Source organism: Algoriphagus boseongensis (assembly GCF_004362805.1).
GTDB classification, from domain to species: Bacteria; Bacteroidota; Bacteroidia; order Cytophagales; family Cyclobacteriaceae; genus Algoriphagus; species Algoriphagus boseongensis.
The window spans coordinates 84,563-106,309 of sequence record NZ_SNYF01000005.1 but is presented as its reverse complement, the minus strand read 5'-3'; the positions used below and the strand labels follow the sequence as shown (position 1 = coordinate 106,309).

Annotated in this window: 16 protein-coding genes and 1 tRNA gene; 9 read left to right on the top strand and 8 right to left on the bottom strand. The window is 42.4% G+C overall.

What is annotated here, in order from left to right:
• Positions 1-32: 32 nt before the first annotated feature.
• The 6 genes from DFQ04_RS00445 to lepA all read right to left on the bottom strand — a co-directional run bounded on the left by DFQ04_RS00445 (position 33) and on the right by lepA (position 6,012).
• Positions 33-1,916 (bottom strand): amidophosphoribosyltransferase, encoded by a 1,884-nt coding sequence (locus DFQ04_RS00445; RefSeq protein WP_133551603.1) that lies wholly within the window; start codon positions 1,914-1,916, stop codon positions 33-35.
• Between the two features lie 157 nt (positions 1,917-2,073).
• Positions 2,074-2,616, bottom strand: coding sequence for a DsrE family protein (locus DFQ04_RS00440; protein WP_133551601.1), 543 nt, complete (start codon positions 2,614-2,616; stop codon positions 2,074-2,076).
• A gap of 93 nt (positions 2,617-2,709) precedes the next feature.
• Positions 2,710-2,793 (bottom strand) — tRNA-Leu (locus DFQ04_RS00435).
• 78 nt (positions 2,794-2,871) lie between these two features.
• Complete coding sequence (folD, locus tag DFQ04_RS00430; RefSeq protein ID WP_133551599.1) at positions 2,872-3,753, bottom strand: bifunctional methylenetetrahydrofolate dehydrogenase/methenyltetrahydrofolate cyclohydrolase FolD; 882 nt, start codon at positions 3,751-3,753, stop codon at positions 2,872-2,874.
• 54 nt (positions 3,754-3,807) lie between these two features.
• On the bottom strand, positions 3,808-4,161 hold the full coding sequence (locus tag DFQ04_RS00425; RefSeq protein WP_133551597.1) for a four helix bundle protein: 354 nt from the start codon (positions 4,159-4,161) through the stop codon (positions 3,808-3,810).
• Between the two features lie 63 nt (positions 4,162-4,224).
• Positions 4,225-6,012, bottom strand: coding sequence for a translation elongation factor 4 (gene lepA / locus DFQ04_RS00420; protein WP_133551595.1), 1,788 nt, complete (start codon positions 6,010-6,012; stop codon positions 4,225-4,227).
• Between the two features lie 289 nt (positions 6,013-6,301).
• Here lepA and DFQ04_RS00415 point away from each other — a divergent pair, with 289 nt between their 5' ends.
• The 8 genes from DFQ04_RS00415 (at position 6,302) to DFQ04_RS00380 (ending at position 16,388) form a co-directional block, all read left to right on the top strand.
• Positions 6,302-6,841 carry a DUF4924 family protein gene (locus tag DFQ04_RS00415; RefSeq protein WP_133551593.1) on the top strand — a complete coding sequence of 180 codons (540 nt, stop codon included), beginning with the start codon at positions 6,302-6,304 and terminating at the stop codon, positions 6,839-6,841.
• Positions 6,842-6,960: 119 nt separating this feature from the next.
• On the top strand, positions 6,961-9,537 hold the full coding sequence (locus DFQ04_RS00410) for a cation-translocating P-type ATPase (RefSeq protein ID WP_133551591.1): 2,577 nt from the start codon (positions 6,961-6,963) through the stop codon (positions 9,535-9,537).
• Between the two features lie 295 nt (positions 9,538-9,832).
• Positions 9,833-10,210: a GxxExxY protein gene (locus DFQ04_RS00405; RefSeq protein ID WP_133551588.1), complete on the top strand. Its 378-nt coding sequence runs from the start codon at positions 9,833-9,835 to the stop codon at positions 10,208-10,210.
• Between the two features lie 747 nt (positions 10,211-10,957).
• On the top strand, positions 10,958-12,262 hold the full coding sequence (locus DFQ04_RS00400; protein WP_133551586.1) for an APC family permease: 1,305 nt from the start codon (positions 10,958-10,960) through the stop codon (positions 12,260-12,262).
• Between the two features lie 232 nt (positions 12,263-12,494).
• Positions 12,495-13,361 carry a cation diffusion facilitator family transporter gene (locus DFQ04_RS00395; RefSeq protein ID WP_133551584.1) on the top strand — a complete coding sequence of 289 codons (867 nt, stop codon included), beginning with the start codon at positions 12,495-12,497 and terminating at the stop codon, positions 13,359-13,361.
• Positions 13,362-13,692: 331 nt separating this feature from the next.
• The gene (locus tag DFQ04_RS00390; RefSeq protein ID WP_133551582.1) at positions 13,693-14,211 is read left to right on the top strand and encodes a hypothetical protein; all 519 of its coding nucleotides are present in this window, start codon (positions 13,693-13,695) and stop codon (positions 14,209-14,211) included.
• 167 nt (positions 14,212-14,378) lie between these two features.
• Positions 14,379-15,011 carry a hypothetical protein gene (locus tag DFQ04_RS00385; protein WP_133551580.1) on the top strand — a complete coding sequence of 211 codons (633 nt, stop codon included), beginning with the start codon at positions 14,379-14,381 and terminating at the stop codon, positions 15,009-15,011.
• An 831-nt stretch (positions 15,012-15,842) separates the two neighbouring features.
• The gene (locus DFQ04_RS00380; protein ID WP_133551578.1) at positions 15,843-16,388 is read left to right on the top strand and encodes an REP-associated tyrosine transposase; all 546 of its coding nucleotides are present in this window, start codon (positions 15,843-15,845) and stop codon (positions 16,386-16,388) included.
• Positions 16,389-16,476: 88 nt separating this feature from the next.
• Here the strand turns inward: DFQ04_RS00380 and DFQ04_RS00375 are convergent, their stop codons facing one another.
• Both DFQ04_RS00375 and pta read right to left on the bottom strand, forming a co-directional pair.
• The gene (locus tag DFQ04_RS00375) at positions 16,477-17,679 is read right to left on the bottom strand and encodes an acetate/propionate family kinase (RefSeq protein WP_133551576.1); all 1,203 of its coding nucleotides are present in this window, start codon (positions 17,677-17,679) and stop codon (positions 16,477-16,479) included.
• 302 nt (positions 17,680-17,981) lie between these two features.
• On the bottom strand, positions 17,982-20,081 hold the full coding sequence (gene pta / locus DFQ04_RS00370) for a phosphate acetyltransferase (RefSeq protein ID WP_133551574.1): 2,100 nt from the start codon (positions 20,079-20,081) through the stop codon (positions 17,982-17,984).
• A gap of 184 nt (positions 20,082-20,265) precedes the next feature.
• Here pta and DFQ04_RS00365 point away from each other — a divergent pair, with 184 nt between their 5' ends.
• Positions 20,266-21,747, top strand: a complete 1,482-nt coding sequence (locus DFQ04_RS00365) for an APC family permease (protein WP_133551572.1) — start codon at positions 20,266-20,268, stop codon at positions 21,745-21,747.

Here is a 21,747-nt window from a genome sequence, read left to right as displayed (position 1 = left end):
TGCGCCTTTTCAAGATGTTCATCTCATATTTTTTAATAAGCCCTCACCGTCTTGCCCTCCATGTAATTCACAAAGGCACGGTTAACGACTCGCATGCCGCCTGTTGTAGGATAATCTCCTGTAAAATACCAGTCGCCCAAGTGATTTGGAATACACTTGTGTAGGTTTTCTACAGTTTGGAAAATCACTTTTACCTCAGCTCGGATTTCCGGGGTAGTCACAATATCTGCAACTTTGTCTGAAATTTCCTCATCAGTAAAATTGCTGTAAACTCCCTTTACAAAATTCTCCATGGAGTTTGGCTGAGCCACGCATTGCTCATAGACTGCATCCAGCACATTTTCCATCTTTCTCTCCTTGATCAAGGCAATCGCAGCACGGAAGGCGATGAATTCCTTCATTTTGGACATGTCAATTCCATAGCAATCTGGGAATCGAATCTGTGGAGCCGAAGACACGATGACAATTCTTTTTGGATTCAACTTATCTAAAGTGGTCAAGATGCTTTTCTCCAAGGTTGTGCCACGAACAATACTATCGTCTATCACCACCAAGGTATCTACACCCGGACGGATCACTTCATAGGTAGTATCGTAGACACTGGCCACCATGGTATCTCGATCTTCATCATTGGTGATAAAGGTTCGAAGCTTGACGTCCTTGCTAACCAATTTTTCCACCCTTGGACGGAAACTTAAAAGTTCATCCAAGTCACCAACATGAGGTTTTCCGTCCAATAAAACTTCTTTCCTTTTGGAAACCAAATACTCATCCAAGCCCTCAATCATTCCCAAAAAGGCTGTTTCTGCAGTGTTTGGGATATAAGAGAAAACTGTGTTTTTGAGATCAAAATCAATGGCCTTTAGGATCTGAGGAATCAGCGCTTTTCCTAAATTTTTTCTTTCTTGATAGATATTCGGATCAGTTCCTCTGGAGAAATAGATTCGCTCGAATGAGCAGGATTTCTTTTCTCTTGCAGGCAAAATCTCATCCTCGGAGTACGATCCATCTTTATTGATTACAATCGCATGTCCGGGCTTGATTTCTTTGATTGCCTTGAAGTCGATGTTGAAGGCAGATTTGATAGCCGGTTTCTCTGAAGCAATCACCACCACTTCATCATCAGCATAATAAAATGCAGGCCGGATCCCAGAAGGATCTCTTACTACGAAGGCCGAACCGTTACCAATCATTCCAGCCATTGCATATCCACCATCAAAATCCCTGCATGATCTTCGGAGAATTCTCGCTACGTCCAACTCATCTTCAATCAGGTGAGTGATTTGCTCGTTGGTATAGTGATGCTTGTATTTGTCGAAAAGTCGCTGATTTTCTTCATCCAAAAAGTGTCCGACTTTTTCCATTACGGTTACGGTGTCGGTTTTTTCTTTAGGGTGCTGACCTAATTGGACCAGCTTGCTAAAAAGTTCTTCATTGTTTGTCATGTTGAAGTTACCCGCCATGACCAAATTTCTACTTCTCCAGTTATTTTGTTTCAAAAATGGATGGCAGGTCTCGATGCTGTTTTCCCCATGAGTTCCATACCTCAGGTGTCCCAACCAAACCTCACCGGAGAAAGCGATATTTTCTTTGAGCCATTCTGCATCATAAAGTGCATCACTTCCTCCCAGTTTTTTCGCCTTTCTATATTTCTTGTTGATCTTATCAAAAATATCATTGGCAGCTGAGGACTCCACAGATCGATATCGGCTGATATACCGGGTTCCAGGCTTGGTGTCAATTTTGATATTGGCCACACCAGCGCCATCTTGACCACGGTTGATTTGCTTTTGCATCAGGACATACAGCCTGTTGGCTGCGTAGGAAGCCGTCCCGTATTTGTCGATGTAATACTGAAGAGGCTTTCGAAGGCGGATCATTGCGATTCCACATTCATGTTTGATGGCATCACTCATCTGGGAGAGGGGAAGTTATATTGGAGTTCAAATTTAATGACTTTTTAAAAGAAAATTTGGAATAAAAGTTCCAAATCCCCGGATGCAAGACATAAAATTTGGATTTTTTTGTCTTTCGATTTTTTAAAACAACTCCTCTGAGAATCAATATGTTTTGTTAAAACTTCAAAGGAACGTACCCTTGTTGAACGTAGGTAGTGATAGTTGTCAAAGCAGAATGGGCGATTCTTACCCCCGGCCATAGATCATCCTGCTTCAAATTTCTGGCGATCAATGACTGTCCACAAACCATAATATCTGCTCCAGCTTCTTTTAAAGCCTCATAAACTTTAATATTGGGATTATCTACTTCAAATCTTTCTTTGTAATTCTCGTCATTCAAAAGTGTGAAAATTCCACCTCCATGAACCACTACTTTCACTTTAATTTTTTCCTTAGGCACACCAGCTAGGCCGTGAAGATTCATCATTCTTGCCACATTATCCACCCATCGAGAAATTTGCTTATTGTCTTCCGCAGCACTGGTCAAGTCCACGATGATTTTATATTCTATGGTTGGATCAGGACGCTCAGTAGCTTCCGGAATTTCATAGATTCCTCCATAACCTTTCACTATTGGATACTGTGGGGTTTGAGAAAAGGCGTCAATGGAAAGGAAGAGGGCAAATGCCAACAGAGCGATTTTGGAATAAATTTTCATAGCAATAGAATTGATGCCAAAAGGTAAAAAAAAATCCTCCCTGAACTAGGCCGCTCAAAGAAAAAGCCCAACCGAAAAATCGATTGGGCTTTGTGCGCATGAGAAGATTCGAACTTCCACACCCGAACGGGCACCACCCCCTCAAAGTGGCGTGTCTACCAGTTTCACCACATGCGCGTTTGGGGTCTGCAAAAGTAGAAAGTCAGCCTATTGGAAGCAACTGCTGCCAAAGCTTTTCTCCAGTTTTTTTTGATTTCAACCAAAAACCTTCTTTTCTGCAGATTGAAGGGTATTATAGAGCAAAGCTGCAATGGTCATTGGACCGACTCCACCCGGAACAGGGGTAATTGCTGAAGCCAAAGGAGCTACTTCGTCAAACTTCACATCTCCAATCAAACGGAAACCTGACTTTTTGCTGGAATCCTCAATTCGGTGAATTCCCACATCGATTACCACTGCTCCTGGCTTCACCATATCTCCCGTCACGAATTCAGGTTTTCCAATTGCTACTATAAGAATATCGGCGGTTTTGGTGATTTCTGAAAGATTTTTGGTTCGGCTATGTGTCAAAGTTACCGTTGCATTTCCGGGATAGCCATTTCTAGCCATCAAAATACTCATTGGACTTCCCACGATATGGCTTCGACCAATGACCACACAATGCTTTCCAGAAGTTTCAATATTGTATCGCTTCAATAATTCCACGATTCCATAGGGAGTCGCAGCTACATAGGCTGGCCAATTGAGCGTCATTCTTCCCACGTTGGCTGGAGTAAAACCATCCACATCCTTTTCAGGACGGATTTTATTGGTCACTTTATCTACAGAAATATGCTTGGGCAAAGGAAGCTGAACAATCAATCCATCGATATCCGGATTGTTGTTGATGTCCTCCACGACTTGAAGTAATTCGGCCTCAGAAACGGTTTCTTCTAAGCGAACAAGAGTAGACTTAAACCCAACTTCTTCGCAGGCTTTCACCTTGGCTCCAACATAGGTTTGGCTAGCACCATCATTTCCCACCAAAACAGCCGCCAAATGTGGAGTCTTGCCGCCTTCGGATTTGATTTCAGCTACACGGGTGGCGATTTCATTTTTTATTTCGGAGGATGTTTTTTTACCGTCGATTAATATCATTTTAATTACGAGTTACGAGTTACGAGTTACGAAGTCTACCTGAACCTCAAATTTTTAAGAAGTCCTTGCTGTCTTTAAACTAGAAACCACAATTGCTATAATCTCATTTATTTCCTTGATCAATCGCTCAATTTCAACAACCAATTCAGGATTAGAATTTACTTTTAAAATAAGCTCCAGGAAGAACTGACTCTCATCAGCCTCTTCTTCCACAATTTTCAATTTATTGATGAAATCAGCCTTCGATTTCGCCCTTCCAACTGCCCGGAAATTTGCACCAACCGAACTTGAACACCGCAAAAGCTGATTGACATAATTAGTGTATTCTCGAGAATGAGGGATTTTTGAACAAAGTAACCAAACATCAATTGCGAACTGTTTTGTCCTCAAATTCATATCCTGTTTCATAGTGGAAATAAGTTTTGAAGTTCAAAATCAGCTCGTAAATCGTAATTCGTAACTCGTAAATCCCTAGTCTAATTTAAGCACCGCCATAAACGCCTCCTGAGGGACCTCGACGTTGCCGACTTGTCTCATTCTCTTTTTACCTTTTTTCTGCTTTTCGAGAAGCTTTCTCTTTCGGGAAATATCACCACCATAACACTTCGCCAAAACGTTTTTCCTTAAAGCTTTGATAGTTTCCCTGGCAATGATTTTTTGCCCGATAGCCGCTTGGATTGCAATCTCAAACATCTGTCTTGGAACCAATTCACGAAGCTTTTCGCAAAGTCTCTTACCCCATTCGTAAGCTTTATCGCGGTGAACTACTGCAGAAAGTGCATCGACAGGCTCTCCGTTCAACATGATATCCAAACGAACCATGTGAGACTGCTGAAAGCCTTTCATCTCGTAATCCAAGGATGCATATCCTCGGGAAATTGTCTTCAGTTTGTCAAAAAAGTCAAATACGATTTCCGCCAAAGGCATATCAAACTGGAGTTCCACCCGATCAGCTGTCAAGTAAACCTGATTTTTGATCTGGCCTCTTTTTTCCATACAAAGCTGAATAACAGGACCTACATAGTCAGAAGCTGTAATAATTGAGGCTTTTACAAAAGGCTCTTCAATATGATCCATTTTGGTTGGATCTGGCATATCACTTGGCGCATTGATCAGCTGAACAGACCCATTGGTCATGATCGCTCTGAACTGAACCGATGGCACAGTAGTGATTACCGTCATATCAAACTCGCGCTCCAAACGCTCCTGAACAATCTCCATATGAAGCATTCCTAAGAAACCACAACGGAAACCGAAGCCCAAAGCAGCAGAGGTTTCAGGTTCCCAAACCAAGGATGCATCATTCAATTGGAGCTTTTCCATGGAGGCTCGAAGCTCCTCAAACTCGGTAGTATCAACGGGATAAATCCCCGCGAAAACCATTGGTTTTACGTTTTCAAAACCTTTGATCGCCTCTTTGCATGGGTTTTTCACGTGAGTGATTGTATCACCAACCTTGACTTCCTTAGCCACCTTGATACCTGAAATCAGGTAACCAACATTTCCGGCAGCCATTGTCTGCTGAGGAATTTGATTGATCCCCAAGATGCCGATTTCGTCGGCAAAATATTCTTTTCCTGTATTGACAAATTTGATCTTATCTCCTTTGTTGATGGTTCCGTTGAAAACGCGGAAAATTACCTCAACACCTCTAAATGAGTTGAATTGAGAGTCAAAGATCATAGCCTGAAGTGGGGCTTCAGGATCTCCCTTTGGAGCTGGAATTCGCTCTACCACCGCATTTAGAATATCTTCAATACCGATTCCTTCTTTTCCTGAGGCCAAAATAATATCCTCTCTGCTGCAACCGATCAGGTCAATAACCTCATCAGCACGGCTTTCAGGATCAGCACCCGGTAAATCGATTTTATTTAAAACAGGGATGATTTCAAGATCATGACCCAAAGCCAAATACAAGTTGGAAATAGTTTGAGCCTCAATTCCCTGAGATGCATCTACAATCAACAATGCCCCTTCACAGGCAGCAATGGATCGGGAAACTTCATAAGAAAAGTCAACGTGACCAGGGGTATCGATCAGGTTGAGGGTATATTCTTCACCTTGGTAAGTGTACTTCATTTGAATCGCATGAGACTTGATCGTGATGCCACGTTCACGCTCGAGATCCATATCGTCCAACACTTGGTTTTGCATTTCCCGATCGGAGATCGTATTGGTAAACTGCAACAACCTATCCGCCAACGTACTCTTCCCATGATCAATATGGGCGATGATACAGAAGTTTCTAATGTTTTTCATAAGCTTTTCGTGCGGCAAAAGTAGGAAAAAAGAAGGGTTTGATTGATACGGATATGGAAATTGACCAATCTATACGCCAATACTTAAGAAATACATTGGAAATACTTTTTGCGATGCAAAAAGAAAAACGCCTTCGGCGAAATAATTTCGCCTAACAGCTCCAGATTTGAGCCGATTCGCGAAACTTATTTCACCTCGCGCAGCGAGGTTTATTTCCATAGTATTTCTATCGTATTTCGACTGTATTTCCATTGTTTCCTAACTTTACCACCTAATCAACCTCATTTCAATGAAATCTGTTGCCGAAAAGAAAAAATCTCAAAACATCGGGGAATACCTCATTTACATGTACCAAATGGAGGATTTGATCCGATCCTACCAGGGCAATTTGGATGAAATTCAGCAATATGTGATTTCTCATTATCCTGTTTCTGATGAAGAAAAGGAAGAAATCTTAGGCTGGTTTGAAGGTTTGGTTCAGAAAATGAAAGCTCATGGAATTCTTGAAAAAGGACATTTGAATGAATTGAATGAGTTGGTAAAAAATCTCACCCAACTGCATTACGAATTGGTAAAAACTGATCGTAGCTACTTCGAAACTTACCATAAAGCCAAGCCTCATATTTTGGATGCAATTACAGCTGCCAATGGAGAAAATCTGGGTTCCGAAATTCAAATCTGTCTCAATGGAGTCTATGGACTTTTACTTTGCAGACTTTTGGGAAAGAAAGTAGAAGAAAAACAGTTGAGTGCTGCCGATGCTTTTGGAGAGGTTTTGAGTTTGCTCAATTTCAGCTACCAACAGAGGATTTTTATGTCTCCTAACTAATGGAGATTTTTCTTGGGCTTGGCTTATTATTCATTCCAACTTTGGTCCATTCAAGGGCTTTTTCACTAGTACTGTAAGCAAGTAATTTGTACTTTTAGGAATAGTCAATCATCCCTAAGATGTCATTTTACCAGTCTTCTCCTGAAACCATTTTTAAAGAATTCCAAACAGGAAAAACCGGACTGACCGAAGACCTTGCGGAAAAAAAACTTCAGGAATACGGCCCCAACCAACTTCAGGAAAAAAAGAAAAAACCGACTTGGCTTTTGTTTTTAGGCCAATTCAAGGATTTCATGATACTGATTTTGGCCGCAGCAGCGATCATCTCTGGAATAGTCGGAGATCTGACGGATACGATCATCATTCTCGTAATTATTTTACTCAATGCCGTCTTGGGATTTGTTCAGGAATACCGGGCCGAAAAGGCCATGGAATCCCTCAAAAAGCTGACAGAAACTCAAAGTAAGGTTATTCGATCAGGGAAAACACTTTCCATTTCCTCTTTGGAAATAGTCCCGGGAGACTTGGTCATTTTGGAGGCGGGAAACATGGTGCCTGCGGATTTACGATTAATTGACACCTTTTCCTTAAAAATTGATGAATCCTCCCTGACTGGGGAGTCCGTTGCCATTGATAAATCACCTGAAGTCCTTGAATCACCAAGCTTAAGTCCAGGGGATCAACTGAATATGGCTTTTAAAGGGACCTTGGTCACCAACGGTAGAGCAACAGGAATCGCAGTAGCCACGGGAATGGATACCCAAATCGGGAAAATTGCAGACCTGCTTCAAGAGGAGACCCCAAAAACTCCTCTCCAACAGCGTATGCAGCGTTTTGGAAAGGTAATTTCCTACTTGATTCTGGGAATTTGTGCGGTGTTATTTATTACTGGAATTCTCAGAGGAGAGGAAATTTTTCCGGTTTTATTGCTTTCCGTGAGCTTGGCAGTTGCAGCTATTCCTGAAGCACTTCCTGCCTTGATTACCATTTCTCTTTCTTTAGGAGCGGCAAGATTGGCTAAGAAACATGCGCTTATCCGAAAACTTCCCGCCGTTGAGAGCCTTGGTTCAGTAACTTTTATCTGCACGGATAAGACAGGTACCCTGACCCAAAATAAAATGTCTGTGGTCACTTCTCAGAAATTTGAGAAGGAAGGGTTTTGGAAAAATATAGCGGAGGCTCCGGCCTTCTCTCCATTTGAACTTTGCCTTGCTCTGAACCATGACATTCATTTCGGAGAAGAAGGAAATCCAGAAGGGGAATCTACTGAATTAGCCTTGGTGGAGTTTTTTATCAAAGAAAAATCAAAAGAAAGCTTCCAAAAAATCCAGGAGCAATTCCCTAGAGAAGAGGAAATCCCTTTCGATTCGAGCCGGAAGAGAATGACGACTATTCATCCTTTGGGAGAGAAATTTTTGATTCTTTGCAAGGGAGCTTCGGAAGCAATCAGCGAAATTCTTGAAAAGAAAGATGATGCTCAGTCCCTGGAAAAAGCCTCAAAGGATTTCGCCCAAAAAGGGCAAAGAGTACTTGCATTCGCAGGGAAAATTGTCTCAAAACTCCCCGAATCCCTTAGCGATTTAGAGTCTAAGCTTGAACTTTTTGGAATAATCGGTCTCATTGACCCAGCCCGAGATGAAGTGAAGGATTCCATTCAGGAATGTCAAACTGCAGGAATTAAGGTGGTGATGATCACAGGGGATCACCCGGAGACGGCAAAGGCAATCGCTGAACAAGTAGGAATTTGGAAACCAGGCGATGTGGTCTTGACTGGAAAAGAACTAACAGCTCTATCCGATCTTGATTTTTCCAATCAAGTGGAAAAGGTAACGGTCTATGCCCGGGTAGCACCAGAACAAAAATTGCATATCGTCAAAGCACTTCAACAAAAAGGTCATTTCGTATCCATGACCGGAGATGGGGTAAATGACGCGCCATCACTTAAGGCCTCCAATATCGGTGTCGCGATGGGAATCTCCGGCACGGACGTGAGCAAGGAAGCCGCACATATGATTTTGCTGGATGATAATTTTTCAACCATTGTCAATGCCGTAAAGGAAGGACGGAGGATTTTTGACAACATCGTCAAATTCATCAAATACATCATGACCTGTAATGGAGCTGAAATTTGGACCATCACTTTGGCTCCATTTTTAGGTCTTCCTATTCCCCTACTTCCTATCCACATTCTTTGGATAAATCTAGTAACTGACGGTCTTCCTGCACTTGCTCTTGCCGGGGAGCGGTCTGAAAAAGACATCATGAAAAGACCTCCCAGACCACCCAAACAAAGTCTCTTTTCAGATGGAGTCGGCTATCATATTCTGTGGGTAGGGGTTTTAATGGCAGGAGTTACCTTGTTCACCCAATTCTGGGCGATTCGTCAGGGTTGGCATTGGCAAACCATGGTTTTTACAGTTCTTTCCATGTCCCAACTTGGCCATGTAATGGCTGTCAGAAGTAACAGAACCCTCCTTTTCCGTCAGGGATTTTTTAGCAATAAGCCATTACTCCTTTCTGTTATTTTCACGTTTATTCTACAACTATCGGTTGTTTACCTTCCATTTTTCAATGAGATTTTCCATACTCAAGCCTTAAACTTAAAAGAGCTGGGATTTGCTCTTGGGATGGCTTTGGTGGTCTTTCATGCAGTAGAATTGGAAAAAATCGTGCGGAAATTAGTTTCTCACAAATAACTCAGATAAGCACAGATACTTTTTATTAATTAATCTGTGGTGATCCGTGACACCCGCCTGATACGGGAAGGTCTGTGAGAGATTAGTTTTCTCACAGATAACTCAGATAAGCACAGATACTTTTTATTAATTAATCTGTGGGAATCTGTGCCACCCGCCTGATACGGGCAGGTCTGTGAGAGATTAGTTTTCTCACAGATTACACGGATGAACACAGATGATTTTTATAGAAAAATTTCTTAAATCCTATCGACATTTATTAGATTGATCTGATTCACTTTTCAATTGCTTTTTTATGGATTTAAATGATCTAACTTTCAAAATACGAAGGGCTGCTTTTACTGTTCACAATGAACTAGGACCCGGTTTACTTGAAAGTGTTTATGAAGCCACTTTGGCGTATGAGCTGATAAACCTAGGTCTGAATGTAAGAACCCAAGTTCCGCTACCAGTGGTTTACAAGGAAATCAAACTAGACCTCGGATTTCGAATTGATTTATTAGTGGAGGATTCGGTCATCGTAGAAATAAAATCTATCGAGCTACTTCACGACGTCCACAAAAAACAACTGCTCACCTACCTGAGACTTTCCGATAAGAAACTTGGGTTACTCATAAATTTCAATTCCATTAGATTAGTTGAAAAAGAGACTATTATTCGAATAATTAATTGATTTTTTTATATCTGAGAGAATCCGTGACACCCGCCTGATACGGGCAGGTCTGTGAGAGACGCTTTATTAGCTCACAGATTACGCAGATGAACACAGATACTTTTCTATTAATTATCTGTGGGAATCCGTGACACCCGCCTGATACGGGCAGGTCTGTGAGAGTTTTTTATCTGTGGTGATCCGTGACACCCGCCTGATACGGGCAGGTCTGTGAGAGATTAGTTTTCTCACAAATAACTCAGATAAGCACAGATACTTTTCTATTAATTATCTGTGGGAATCCGTGACACCCGCCTGATACGGGCAGGTCTGTGAGAGTTTCTTATCTGTGGTGATCCGTGACACCCGCCTGATACGGGCAGGTCTGTGAGAGATTAGTTTTCTCACAAATAACTCAGATAAGCACAGATACTTTTCTATTAATTATCTGTGGGAATCCGTGACACCCGCCTGATACGGGCAGGTCTGTGAGAGTTTTTTATCTGTGGGAATCCGTGACACCCGCCTGATACGGGCAGGTCTGTGAGAAATCTTTTTAGCTCACAGATTGCGCAGATGTACACAGATGATTTTTTCAGTTTTTATATCTGTGGTGATCCGTGACACCCGCCTGATACGGGCAGGTCTGTGAGAAATCTTTTTAGCTCACAGATAACGCAGATGAACACAGATATTTCTTTTTTAAAATTCTTAGAAAATCCGTGGGTACTCTGAAAGACTCTTCCGATTTTAGCCCAAATTGATTTTATGCCCGAACTGAAAAACCCAGAAGATACCCAAGAAAAACTACCCCGCAACCTCGGCCTTTGGGGAGTTTGGATGCTGGTGGTAAATGGGCTGATCGGTGCTGGAATTTTTGGTTTACCTAGCGGGGCTTATGCCTTGGCAGGGGAATACAGCGTTTTGATTTATGTCTTTTGCGGACTTCTCATGCTTCCCGTTATTTTAAGTTTTGCGGAAGTAGGAAGTTATTTCAGAGGCACAGGAGGTCCAATCAAATATGGAAAAGAAGCCTTTGGGTCCTTCATTGGCTTTCAAGGAGGCTGGCTGTATTACCTCGCAAGATTAATTTCCTTTTCAGCAAACACGGTTTTGCTCACAGACAGCATTGCCTATTTTCTTCCAATAGCAGATTCAGGAACTGGGCGATTGATTTCTTTGGCCCTGACCTGCGGATTTCTTTCCCTGATCAATATTTTGGGTTCTGTGGAGTCCATCCGCTCGATGACCATTTTCACCATTATCAAATTTGGGGTATTGATCGGGCTGGTTTTTGGAGGATTTGTCTTATTGGGTTCGGAGGTTATTCCGGCTTTCCAAAGTCCTGTACCGGATAGTTCTGATTTGGGAAAAGCTGCCCTACTCCTGATCTATGCCTTTGTGGGGTTTGAAGGAGCGGTAGTTCCAGCCGGAGAAGCCAAAAGACCTGAGCGAGACATGCCTCTTGGTTTATTGCTAGGCCTGGGTGTCGTTGCCTTGCTTTACATTTTAGTACAGCTGGTCGCTCAGGCGGCGGTTCCGAACTTGGCCGATTCCAAGGCCCCTCTTTTGGATGCCTCCTCCAACTTATTTGGACAAACAGGAGCTGTGATTTTGATGGTTGGGGTGGCTACATCTGTATTGGCCAACTTGGTAAGTTCCATGTTTTCCGCCACCAGAATTACCTACGCACTTTCTTTGGAAAAGTCTCTCCCAAAATGGTTTGGTGAAGTCCATTCACGCTTTTTGACTCCGGCAAATTCCGTTTTATTCTTTGGTTTGGCGGCATTTTCATTAGCGGCCATGGGTTCATTTCGATTCTTGGCAGCCATGACCGTGCTTTCCAGACTTTTGCTCTTTATCATGACCTGCGCTTCCATTCCCAAACTTCGTCCGAGATTCAAAGGAGCTGGCCGTTTTATCCTGAAAGGCGGATACATTGTTCCAATTCTTGGGATTTTAGCCTGCTTGTGGTTGATGCTTCAGGTAAGTTTCACCTCAGTATGGCTCACTGCGGTTTTATTAGGAATCGGAACCGCGCTGTATTGGATTGGAAAAAAAGCTGAGCGTTGATCGCCGGAATCTAAAAATTCGACATTGAATATCCCACGTTAGCTAAAGGTATCCTTCTGAAAAAGCCCATGAGGTTCCTCACCCCCTCGTAAATCGTAACTGGTAACTCGTAATTCTTTAAACTCCAGATTTCCCCTTAAATGTCCTCCTCTTGAATAATGCCCTTGAGGTCCCTCAGCCCCTCGTAAATCGTAATTCTTAAATCGTAACTCAATAATTTCTATTTTTAACAATGTCCTCCCCCAATCTCGCCATCCGAACTGTGATTTTCAGTCTGGTTGGGAATGTGTTCTTAGCCGGTATCAAATTCCTCGCAGGCGTTTTCGGGAATTCCTACGCATTGATTGCGGATGCCATTGAGTCTACGGTGGATATTTTTTCCTCGATTTTAGTCTTGGTGGGCTTGAGGTATTCTGCCAGACCTGCTGACGACAATCACCCCTATGGACATGGAAAAGCCGAACCTCTGATTACTTTTTTGGTGGTTGGATTTTTGATTTTTTCAGCTGGAACGATTGCCACTCAAGCTATCGAAAATATCCAGACTCCCCACGAACTACCCAAATCCTGGACTTTGATCGTTTTGGGAGCCATTATTCTTTGGAAGGAATTATCCTACCATATCGTGTTACGGAGAAGCAAAAAATTGAAAAGCTCTGCCCTAAAAGCCGAAGCCTGGCATCACCGGTCCGATGCCATCACTTCAGTGGCTGCTTTGATCGGGATTTCCATCGCCTTATTTGGTGGCAAGGGATACGAGGTAGCAGATGATTACGCGGCTTTGGTGGCTTGCGGATTTATCCTTTACAACTGCTATGGGATCTTTCGTCCGGCCCTTGGAGAAGTCATGGATGAAAACAACCATGAAGACCTGATTGAAGAAATCAGAACGGTAGCCCTTACTGTCCCGGGAATCAGCGGAACCGAAAAATGCTTTATCCGAAAAGCCGGGATGAAATACCATGTGGACCTCCACGCCAATGTAGACGGGAAACTCTCCGTCAAGGAAGGCCACCATATAGCCCATGTGCTCAAGGATACGCTGCGCAGAGAAATCCCACAGCTGGGACATGTACTGATTCATATTGAGCCAAGCTAAAATTGGAATCAGATAAAAATAATTCCTCCTCTTTTACAGGATTAGTTTGGAAGAAATGGGAACAGCATTTATCTTGAAGATAGATTTTTAGGGGAAAGCCAAATAGGCATTTTTGGAAGGGTCTCATTCCTTATACAAAAGACCTAGAAAATCTGAATACGGATTTAATTGAGAAATACCCGAAACCAGTTTCGTATAGCGTGCCTATTGGAATGCTTTGCGAAACGGGTTTCGCATATACAAACGTTGGCGTGCATGTAAAATGACTAGAATCATACTCATATTGACAATTACGCAATTACTTTTTGCTTGTGGACAAAACACAAAGTCTATGGACATAATTGAAAATCAGACGGACGACAAATCCGAGTTAATCTATAAACCTGAATCATCGACATTTTCAGGAAATCAATTAAAGATTATCCCGACAAATCCCAATTACGAACCGTCAACTGAACAACAGAAAGGAGCAATAAAATATTTGGCGACTATATTTTCGAAAAATGAGATAAGTTCAGTTCTAACGAAAAATGTTGAATTCATAGACTCAGGTGAAAATTTTGAATCAGTCAATTGTAACCTTTGTGGACAGACAATAGAAATCGAAAATTGGCAAGAAGTGATGGACAAAGCCTATCAGACTTCGTTTTCAGACTTGACTTTTTTAACACCTTGCTGCCATAAAATGACGAGCCTTAACGACTTAGAATACGACCTGCCTATGGGGTTTTCAAAGTATGTAATTGAGTTAATTGACCCTGACATAAATGACGATCAGAATATTGACTTGACTAAAAATCTAAAGGAAATACTTGGACAAGACATAAAATTGATTTGGGCACACTATTAAAAGAAAAAAACACGACACGCCAACATCGGCTATAGCAAATGCGGGTTGACTGCTTAAATATGAAGATATTACAACTAAATAATATTCGGTCTGGCGGACAAAGATTCGGTTTCAAAATCCCGCACTTGCCATAGCCAAACCGTTAGGCACAATAGTAAGACGACACAATGCAAATAGAAAAACTATCAGACAATTGGCTTTTTGAACGACACTCTAAACAGACAATTAGAGAGTGGTTACGACAATTGCGGTATTTTTATTTTAAACGAGCTTGGGGCGGACATGCAGGAGACGGTGACGAATTTCAAGTTGCCTTTTCATTTACAGATCGACAAGACCTAATAAATAAGATTGAACAACTTGGTTTGACTTTACACACAATACCAGACGACTTTCCAAGACCAGTAATAGGACAATCATACCCAGCAGACGAATTCAATAAATTTAAAAGTGACATAAAACAATTCACTGACTTGGAACAACCTGGACATTCAGTAATTTTGGGACACAAAGCGTTTATTTGGGTTCACGACAATTCATTTCAAATAGCTATTTCAGGGACACGTGACGACAACCGTTATGATGTAACAGAAGACGACCTGAAAGTTTGTATTGAATTAGAAAAACAATTTGACAATTTAGGTTGGCAAAAAATCATTGACAAATCATTGGAGAATAGTGTTTGTTGTATTTCACAGACAAAATATCCAGAACTATATGGAGAAGAAACTACTGTGCCTAACAGCACCTTGCCAAAAGCGGGGCGGACGTGGTTACAGAAACTTTTCGGCTCCGAATAAACATTAGTGGTAGCTTGACAGATGGTGCTTCGAAAGCCCCCCCTCTGGGAGTAGAATAACTTGATTAGGACTAGGCGTAGTTTGAAACTACGCCTTTCTATTTTTTCCTAATTTGTAATTTGGTTTCTATAGGCCGGGAGAACTTTGAAACCTTATTCAATTTAAGTTGTCCCCTTTGAGCGTAGTCAAAATAGATTTAGGACTGGGTGTAGTTTCTAACTACACCCTTTTATTTTTCAGGAATTTGTAATGGTCAAATTCCCCTTCACCCCACTTCCTAGGTCTACAAGAGAGCCTTTTTACCTCAAGGTTGATTCTTTTTTCCTATATGTTGAGTCTTTTAGTATTAAGCTTGATACTTGAACTATCAACCTTGATTCTTTTTGTATAACCGTTGAGTCTTTTTTCCTCAGGCTTGAGTCTTTTTATATTAAGCTTGATACCCGGAGTATGAACTTTGAGTCTTTTTGTATCAACGATGAGGCTTTTTTCCTCAAGCTTGACTCTTTTTGTATAAACGTTGAGTCTTTTTTCCTCAAGCTTGATACTATTTGTATAAACCTTGATACACTACCTATCAATCTTGAGGCCTTGACCCCTCTGAGTGTAGTCAAAATAGAATTAGGACTAGGCGTAGTTTGAAACTACGCCTTTCTATTTTTTCCAAATTTGTAATTTGGTTTCTCTAGGCCGGGAGAACTTTGAAACCTTATTCAATTTAGGCTGTCCCCTCTGGGAGTAGAATAACTTGATTAGGACTAGGTGTAGTTTGCAACTACACCTTTCTATACAAACAAATTTGTAATTTGCTTCTATCGATAAAATTGTTTTATGGGGGAGGCCTATCAGATTCGGGATCAAGAAATGCCCTATTTCCTTACTTTTCAGGTGGTGGGTTGGGCAGATGTTTTTACCCGAAAAGTATATCGGGATTTGATTTTGGAGAACCTTTCTTTTTGCCGGTTAGAAAAAGGTTTGTACTTATATGGGTATGTGATCATGAGCAATCATATCCATTTGGTCGTTCAGCAAAAAGACGGTAAGCTTTCGGATTGGGTACGGGATTTCAAAAAGTTTACAAGTAAAAAATTATTGAAATTGGTTCTAGAAAATCCACAAGAAAGCAGGCGAGAATGGATGAAAATGATTTTTGAGTACCATGCTGAGTTTAATAAGCGATCAGGCGATTTGCAGTTTTGGACTCATGACAACCATGCGATTGAATTGTATCAGCCCGAAATGATTGAAAGTAGGATGAAGTATATTCATGAGAATCCAGTTAGGGCAGGAATTGTCGAAAAGGAGGAAGAATATTTATACTCGAGTGCTAGGAATTATTCTGGCTTGAAGGGTTTGATAGAAGTTGATTATTGGTAATAAAAGTTTCTAAGCCAATTGCAAATTGGGAAGGATATAAGGGTGAAGTTGCAAACTTCACCCAGACCCAGACTAGGCGTTTTTGAAATTAATCCTTCCCCACCACCCCAAAACTCTGTCTGGCAATCTCCAATTCCTCATTGGTTGGGATAATCAGGATTTTGACTTTGGAGTGCGCAGACTGGATTTCTCTGATTCCGGAACCTCGAGTTTCATTGGCCTTTTTATCCAGTTGGATTCCCAGATAGTCCAGGTTTTCGCAGACCAGTTTTCGGGTTAGGGGATCATTTTCCCCGACTCCCGCTGTGAAAACAATCCCATCCAAGCCATTCAGAATCGCAGCAAAAGAGCCGATATATTTTTTGATTCGGTAGGCATAGAGTTCGTAAGCAAGTTTGGCATTGGGATCTCCTTCCCGAACCAACTTTCCGATGTCCCGCATATCGCTGTAGCCGGTGAGCCCCAGCATCCCGCTCTTTTTATTCAAGAGAATATTGACTTCCTCAAGGGAATATCCCAGTTCCTTCACCAAATGAAAAATAACCGACTGGTCTATATCTCCCGCCCGGGTTCCCATGATCAACCCATTCATCGGACCCAAACCCATGCTGGTATCCACGCATTTCCCATCCTGAATCGCAGCCATGCTACAGCCATTTCCTAGGTGAATGGTTATGATTTTTGAGTTTTCTTTTCCCAAATAGGCTACTGCCTGCTCGGAAACATATTTGTGGCTGGTGCCATGAAATCCATAAGATCGGATCCCCTCTTTTTCATACAATTCATTGGGAATCGCCATTCGAAAAGCGACCGGAGGCATGGTCTGATGAAAGGCCGTATCAAAAACCGCCACCTGCTTGGCCTTGGAAAAAATCTCCTCAGCCACTTCTATTCCCAAATAATTGGGCGGATTGTGCAGGGGAGCAAGAGGAAAGAGCTCCCGGATTTTTGCCTTTACAGCCGGAGTAATCAATTGGGTAGAGGCGAATTTTTCTCCTCCATGAACTACCCGATGCCCCACCACTTCCACCTGATCCGGATCAGCAATCACCCCTATTTGCGCATCTGTCAATAATTCTGCAACGGCCTTTAAACCCGCTGCATGATCTGGAATTGGGATTTCCCTGCTTTGATTCACCTCGCCTGAAGGCAAAAATGCATGATAGTCCAGCCTTGAACTTTCCTGACCGATTCGATCTACCATTCCCGAACAGATCACCCGAGCTTCCGGCATGGAAATCAGTTGGTACTTGATCGAGCTGCTACCTGAATTGATGACGAAGATGTTCATGGGGATTGAGTTTGAAGAGGGAAGACGGAAGATAGGAGACGGGAGACGGATGACGGAAGATAGGAGACGGAGGACGGAAGTAATTTGTAAGACTGAGCACTTGAGAGACGAGAGTCTCGAAATCGAAGTCGGATGACCGATGACCAGTGTTGGATGTGGGATTTTTGGTTTTGAATGTTCTCAAATAGTCGATATCGAGATTTCTTGTCAAAGAGATGGTTTGAATAAAGATTAACCTTAAATCATAAAGAAAGCCTCGTAATTCGTAAATCGTAACTCGTAAATGAATTTCTTCTTCAAAATCATTTCACACTTGACTCTTGCGCTTGAATCGCCGTAATCACCACCGTATTGAAAACGTCAATCACAGTACAGCCTCGGCTCAGGTCATTTACGGGTTTATTGAGTCCCTGAAGCATTGGACCAATGGCAATGGCCCCTGTCTCCCGCTGAACAGCTTTGTAAGTATTATTTCCTGTATTTAAATCCGGGAAAATAAGCACGCTAGCCTGACCAGCCACTTCTGAATTGGGGAGCTTTTGCCTTCCCACTCCTGGATCCACCGCGGCATCGTATTGAATTGGCCCCTCTACTTTTAGATCAGGTCTTCTTTCTTTTACCAAAAGGGTGGCTTTTCGAACTTTTTCCACTTCCTCCCCTTCTCCCGAGGTACCTGATGAGTAGGAAAGCATGGCGATTTTCGGTTCAATCCCAAACATCATTGCAGATTCCGCAGAAGAAATCGCTATATCCGCCAATTGCTCTGAAGTAGGATTCGGAACCACGGCGCAATCTCCGAATACCGAAACACGATTTGGCAGGCACATGAAAAACACGGAAGAAACCGTATTTACCCCGGGTTTTGTCTTGACAAACTGAAGGGCGGGTCGAATGGTGTGCTGGGTTGTGTGAACCGCTCCAGAAACCATCCCATCTGCTTCACCTTTGTAAACCATCATGGTCCCAAAATAGGATACATCCTGCATCAGGTCTTTGGCCATTTCCAAGGTGACTCCCTTGCTTTTTCGGAGTTCGTAAAGCGTCTGTGCATAGGCTTCAAATCTTGGAGAATCGGTAGGATTTTCAATATTCACCTGATCCAAATCAAGGGAAAGGTTGAGTTTCTTGACGGCTACTTCTATTTCTTCCCGATCTCCCAAAATCGTCAGATCTACCACCTTTTGCCGAATTAGCATATCAGCTGCGATCAGGATTCTCTCATCTGTCCCCTCCGGCAATACAATATGTTTCTTTTGTTCTTTAGCCCTTTTGACTATTTGGTATTGGAACATTCTCGGAGTCATGATTTCAGAATTGAAATTCACTATCCGATCAGAAAGGGCTTTTTCGTCTACATTTTCTTCGAAAAGACGGATAGCCAAAGCAATTTTTTCCTTGTCCGAAGCTGAAATCCTTGCCCTGATTTGATTCACCTGAGTGACTACCATGAAGGTCCCATCTTCCACCTGAAGAATCGGAACGATGGTTTCCAGCCCCTCGATCAACTTCACAATGGAAGGCTCAGGATACATCCCTCCGGAAACAATGATACCCGCCACCTTTCCAAAATTCCTGGAAACATTGGCCTGAAGTGCCCCAATAATGATATCTCCACGGTCTCCGGGAGTCACAACCAAGGTATTGTTTTTCAGCCTTTCCAAAAAATTATGCAACTGCATGGCCCCAACAATGGAGTGATCCACACGGTTCGTCAGCAGCTTTTCTCCAAAAAGCAATTTTGCACCCAAGGATTCCCGAATCTCTTCCAAGGTGGGATTACTCAAGGATTCATGGGTTGGAATAGCGGTAACCAAAATACTGGAAGGCAAGACATGATTCAATCTTCTCAGCACTTCTTCCAGTTTTGTTTTTTCGACCTTATTCGCGACCACTGTCAACACCTGAACTCCCTTGACCATAAAGCTATTGGTGGTTGCCATAGCCAAATCCAAGATTTCTGAAGGAGTTCTTCCTGCACAATTCAAGATAATGGCAGCAGGTATTCCCAGATTTTTTGCGATAGCCACATTTCCGTCAAACTCCACATTGGTATTCACATCGGTAAAGTCTGTGCCCTCGACTACCACAAAATCAGCCTGATCCTGAAGGTTTTTAAACTTATCGATGATGGTATCGATCAAAAAAGACTCATTGCCTTTGTTGATTTCTTTGATCGCCTTTTTCCTGGTGAAGGCATACATTTCCTCATAGCCTTGAGGCAGGTTGAAATGCTTCCCGATCAATTCCAATCTTCGGTCTTTTTCCGTCTTATTTCCGGAAATTATCGGCTTGAAATAGGCTAAGCGATCGGTTTTGGAAGCTAGAAAATTCATCAAACCCAAGGCAAAAATTGATTTTCCTGAGTAGGGTTCGGTGGTAGTTAAATAAATAGCATTGGTCATTTTTTGAAGATTTAAACGTAAAACTTCAGTGCCCAAAGTACAGGAAAGAAGGGTAAAAAAAAGCTGACAAAGGTCAGTTCAGGAAAAAATAATGATCAAATCCTCCTTGCGAAAGAATTTACTCTCGGCAAATCAGGTATCGTTATGTTTTGCCTGACAAATCTTTTATTTTCCCCTCCGAACTATGAGTCAAGCTTCTCCTACCCTTTCCCGACAACTCGGACTTCTTGGATTAACCGCCACCGGAATCTGCTCCATGATTGGGGCATCCATCTATGTGGTGCCATTTATGATCCAGAGAAATGTTCCCGGGATTGGCCCCTACGTTTTACCGGCTTTTCTTTTTGCAGCTATTCCTGCGGTTTTTGCGGCTTTTGCCTACACGGTTTTATCCTCGGCCATGCCAAGAGCCGGTGGCTCCTACCTCTATGCCAGTCGGGCCTTGCATCCATTTTGGGGATTTGTGGCCAGCTTTTCCCAATGGTTCGGATTATCCATAGTCATTGGCGTAATCGCCTACGTGGTCGTTCCCTTTTTCAGGGATGTGGCCTTGGCTTTAGGCTGGGCAGAGATTGGTGATTGGCTGGAAATAGGAACAATTCGAGTGACGCTCTCACTCCTTTTGCTTTGGACTTTTGTGGGGATCAACCTAAAAGGAATCAAATCCTACGAAAAAACCCTGATTCCCCTGATGATTCTGATGTTTGTTTTGGGAGGGTTGGTGATCATTTCCGGTTTCTTTTTTAATCAGAATGATTTTATAGAAGTCTTAAAAACCAAGGAAAACCGGGAGGTCATTTCCCTTCCTGCTGTTTTCGATTGGGGTACTTTCCTGTCAGCTTCAGCCTTGCTTTTTTCAAGTTTCATCGGTTTTGATGCCATTGCACAGGCAGGAGGAGAGGCAAAAAATCCTAGTAAAAATCTCCCTAGAGCCATTGGATTGGCCATTTTCGGAGTTGGGATATTTTATTTCAGTTTTACCAGTGCAGTGTACCATGCCATTCCTTGGGAATTTGTAGCCTCGGAAGCTTTGGAAAAAGACCTGAGTGCCGCGGGTCTTTTGGCCTACTTGCTACCTTCGTCTCTTGGAGTTGTAATTCTTTTGGGAGCAGCTATTGCTTTATTGAACGATCTACCTGCAATGATTTTATCCGTTTCCAGGCTGGTATTTTCTTGGGCTGAGGATGGAATTTTCCCGAGATCCTTGGCCAAAATTTCCTCCAAAAACCAAACTCCAGCCAGAGCCATTGTAGTCAGCGGTTCGGTCTCAACAATTGGAGTTTTGGGAAGTCATTTTGCCGGAGACTTTTTTCTGGGAATCGACATCATGGTCACTTCCATGCTGGTCAACTTTCTGCTCATGTGTTTGGCTTTGGTTTTTTTCAAAAAAAGAAATCCCTCCCTTCATGCCCGAGTTTCAGTATTCAAAAGCGACTCTCTTCAGCTGCTGATTGGAATCGGAGGAATTCTTTTCTTGACTTCCTTCTTAATCATTCACGTGAGTAAAGACCTCAAAGCGGATGTGTCTGAGTGGTATTTTCATTCCACTTGGGTTTGGCTGCTCGTGATGGGAACGGCTTCCCTTTACTTTTTTTACCGATGGAAAAAGTTAAAACAAGAAAATCCTGAGCTGGAAAAAAGCTTCAAAGAACTACCGGAAAATTAA

Excerpts from the sequence above, each read along its gene's own strand:
- DFQ04_RS00445 (WP_133551603.1), bottom strand. The coding sequence starts at position 1,916 with ATGAGTGATGCCATCAAACATGAATGTGGAATCGCAATGATCCGCCTT.
- DFQ04_RS00440 (WP_133551601.1), bottom strand. The coding sequence starts at position 2,616 with ATGAAAATTTATTCCAAAATCGCTCTGTTGGCATTTGCCCTCTTCCTT.
- folD (WP_133551599.1), bottom strand. The coding sequence starts at position 3,753 with ATGATATTAATCGACGGTAAAAAAACATCCTCCGAAATAAAAAATGAA.
- DFQ04_RS00425 (WP_133551597.1), bottom strand. The coding sequence starts at position 4,161 with ATGAAACAGGATATGAATTTGAGGACAAAACAGTTCGCAATTGATGTT.
- lepA (WP_133551595.1), bottom strand. The coding sequence starts at position 6,012 with ATGAAAAACATTAGAAACTTCTGTATCATCGCCCATATTGATCATGGG.
- DFQ04_RS00415 (WP_133551593.1), top strand. The coding sequence starts at position 6,302 with ATGAAATCTGTTGCCGAAAAGAAAAAATCTCAAAACATCGGGGAATAC.
- DFQ04_RS00410 (WP_133551591.1), top strand. The coding sequence starts at position 6,961 with ATGTCATTTTACCAGTCTTCTCCTGAAACCATTTTTAAAGAATTCCAA.
- DFQ04_RS00405 (WP_133551588.1), top strand. The coding sequence starts at position 9,833 with ATGGATTTAAATGATCTAACTTTCAAAATACGAAGGGCTGCTTTTACT.
- DFQ04_RS00400 (WP_133551586.1), top strand. The coding sequence starts at position 10,958 with ATGCCCGAACTGAAAAACCCAGAAGATACCCAAGAAAAACTACCCCGC.
- DFQ04_RS00395 (WP_133551584.1), top strand. The coding sequence starts at position 12,495 with ATGTCCTCCCCCAATCTCGCCATCCGAACTGTGATTTTCAGTCTGGTT.
- DFQ04_RS00390 (WP_133551582.1), top strand. The coding sequence starts at position 13,693 with ATGGACATAATTGAAAATCAGACGGACGACAAATCCGAGTTAATCTAT.
- DFQ04_RS00385 (WP_133551580.1), top strand. The coding sequence starts at position 14,379 with ATGCAAATAGAAAAACTATCAGACAATTGGCTTTTTGAACGACACTCT.
- DFQ04_RS00380 (WP_133551578.1), top strand. The coding sequence starts at position 15,843 with ATGGGGGAGGCCTATCAGATTCGGGATCAAGAAATGCCCTATTTCCTT.
- DFQ04_RS00375 (WP_133551576.1), bottom strand. The coding sequence starts at position 17,679 with ATGAACATCTTCGTCATCAATTCAGGTAGCAGCTCGATCAAGTACCAA.
- pta (WP_133551574.1), bottom strand. The coding sequence starts at position 20,081 with ATGACCAATGCTATTTATTTAACTACCACCGAACCCTACTCAGGAAAA.
- DFQ04_RS00365 (WP_133551572.1), top strand. The coding sequence starts at position 20,266 with ATGAGTCAAGCTTCTCCTACCCTTTCCCGACAACTCGGACTTCTTGGA.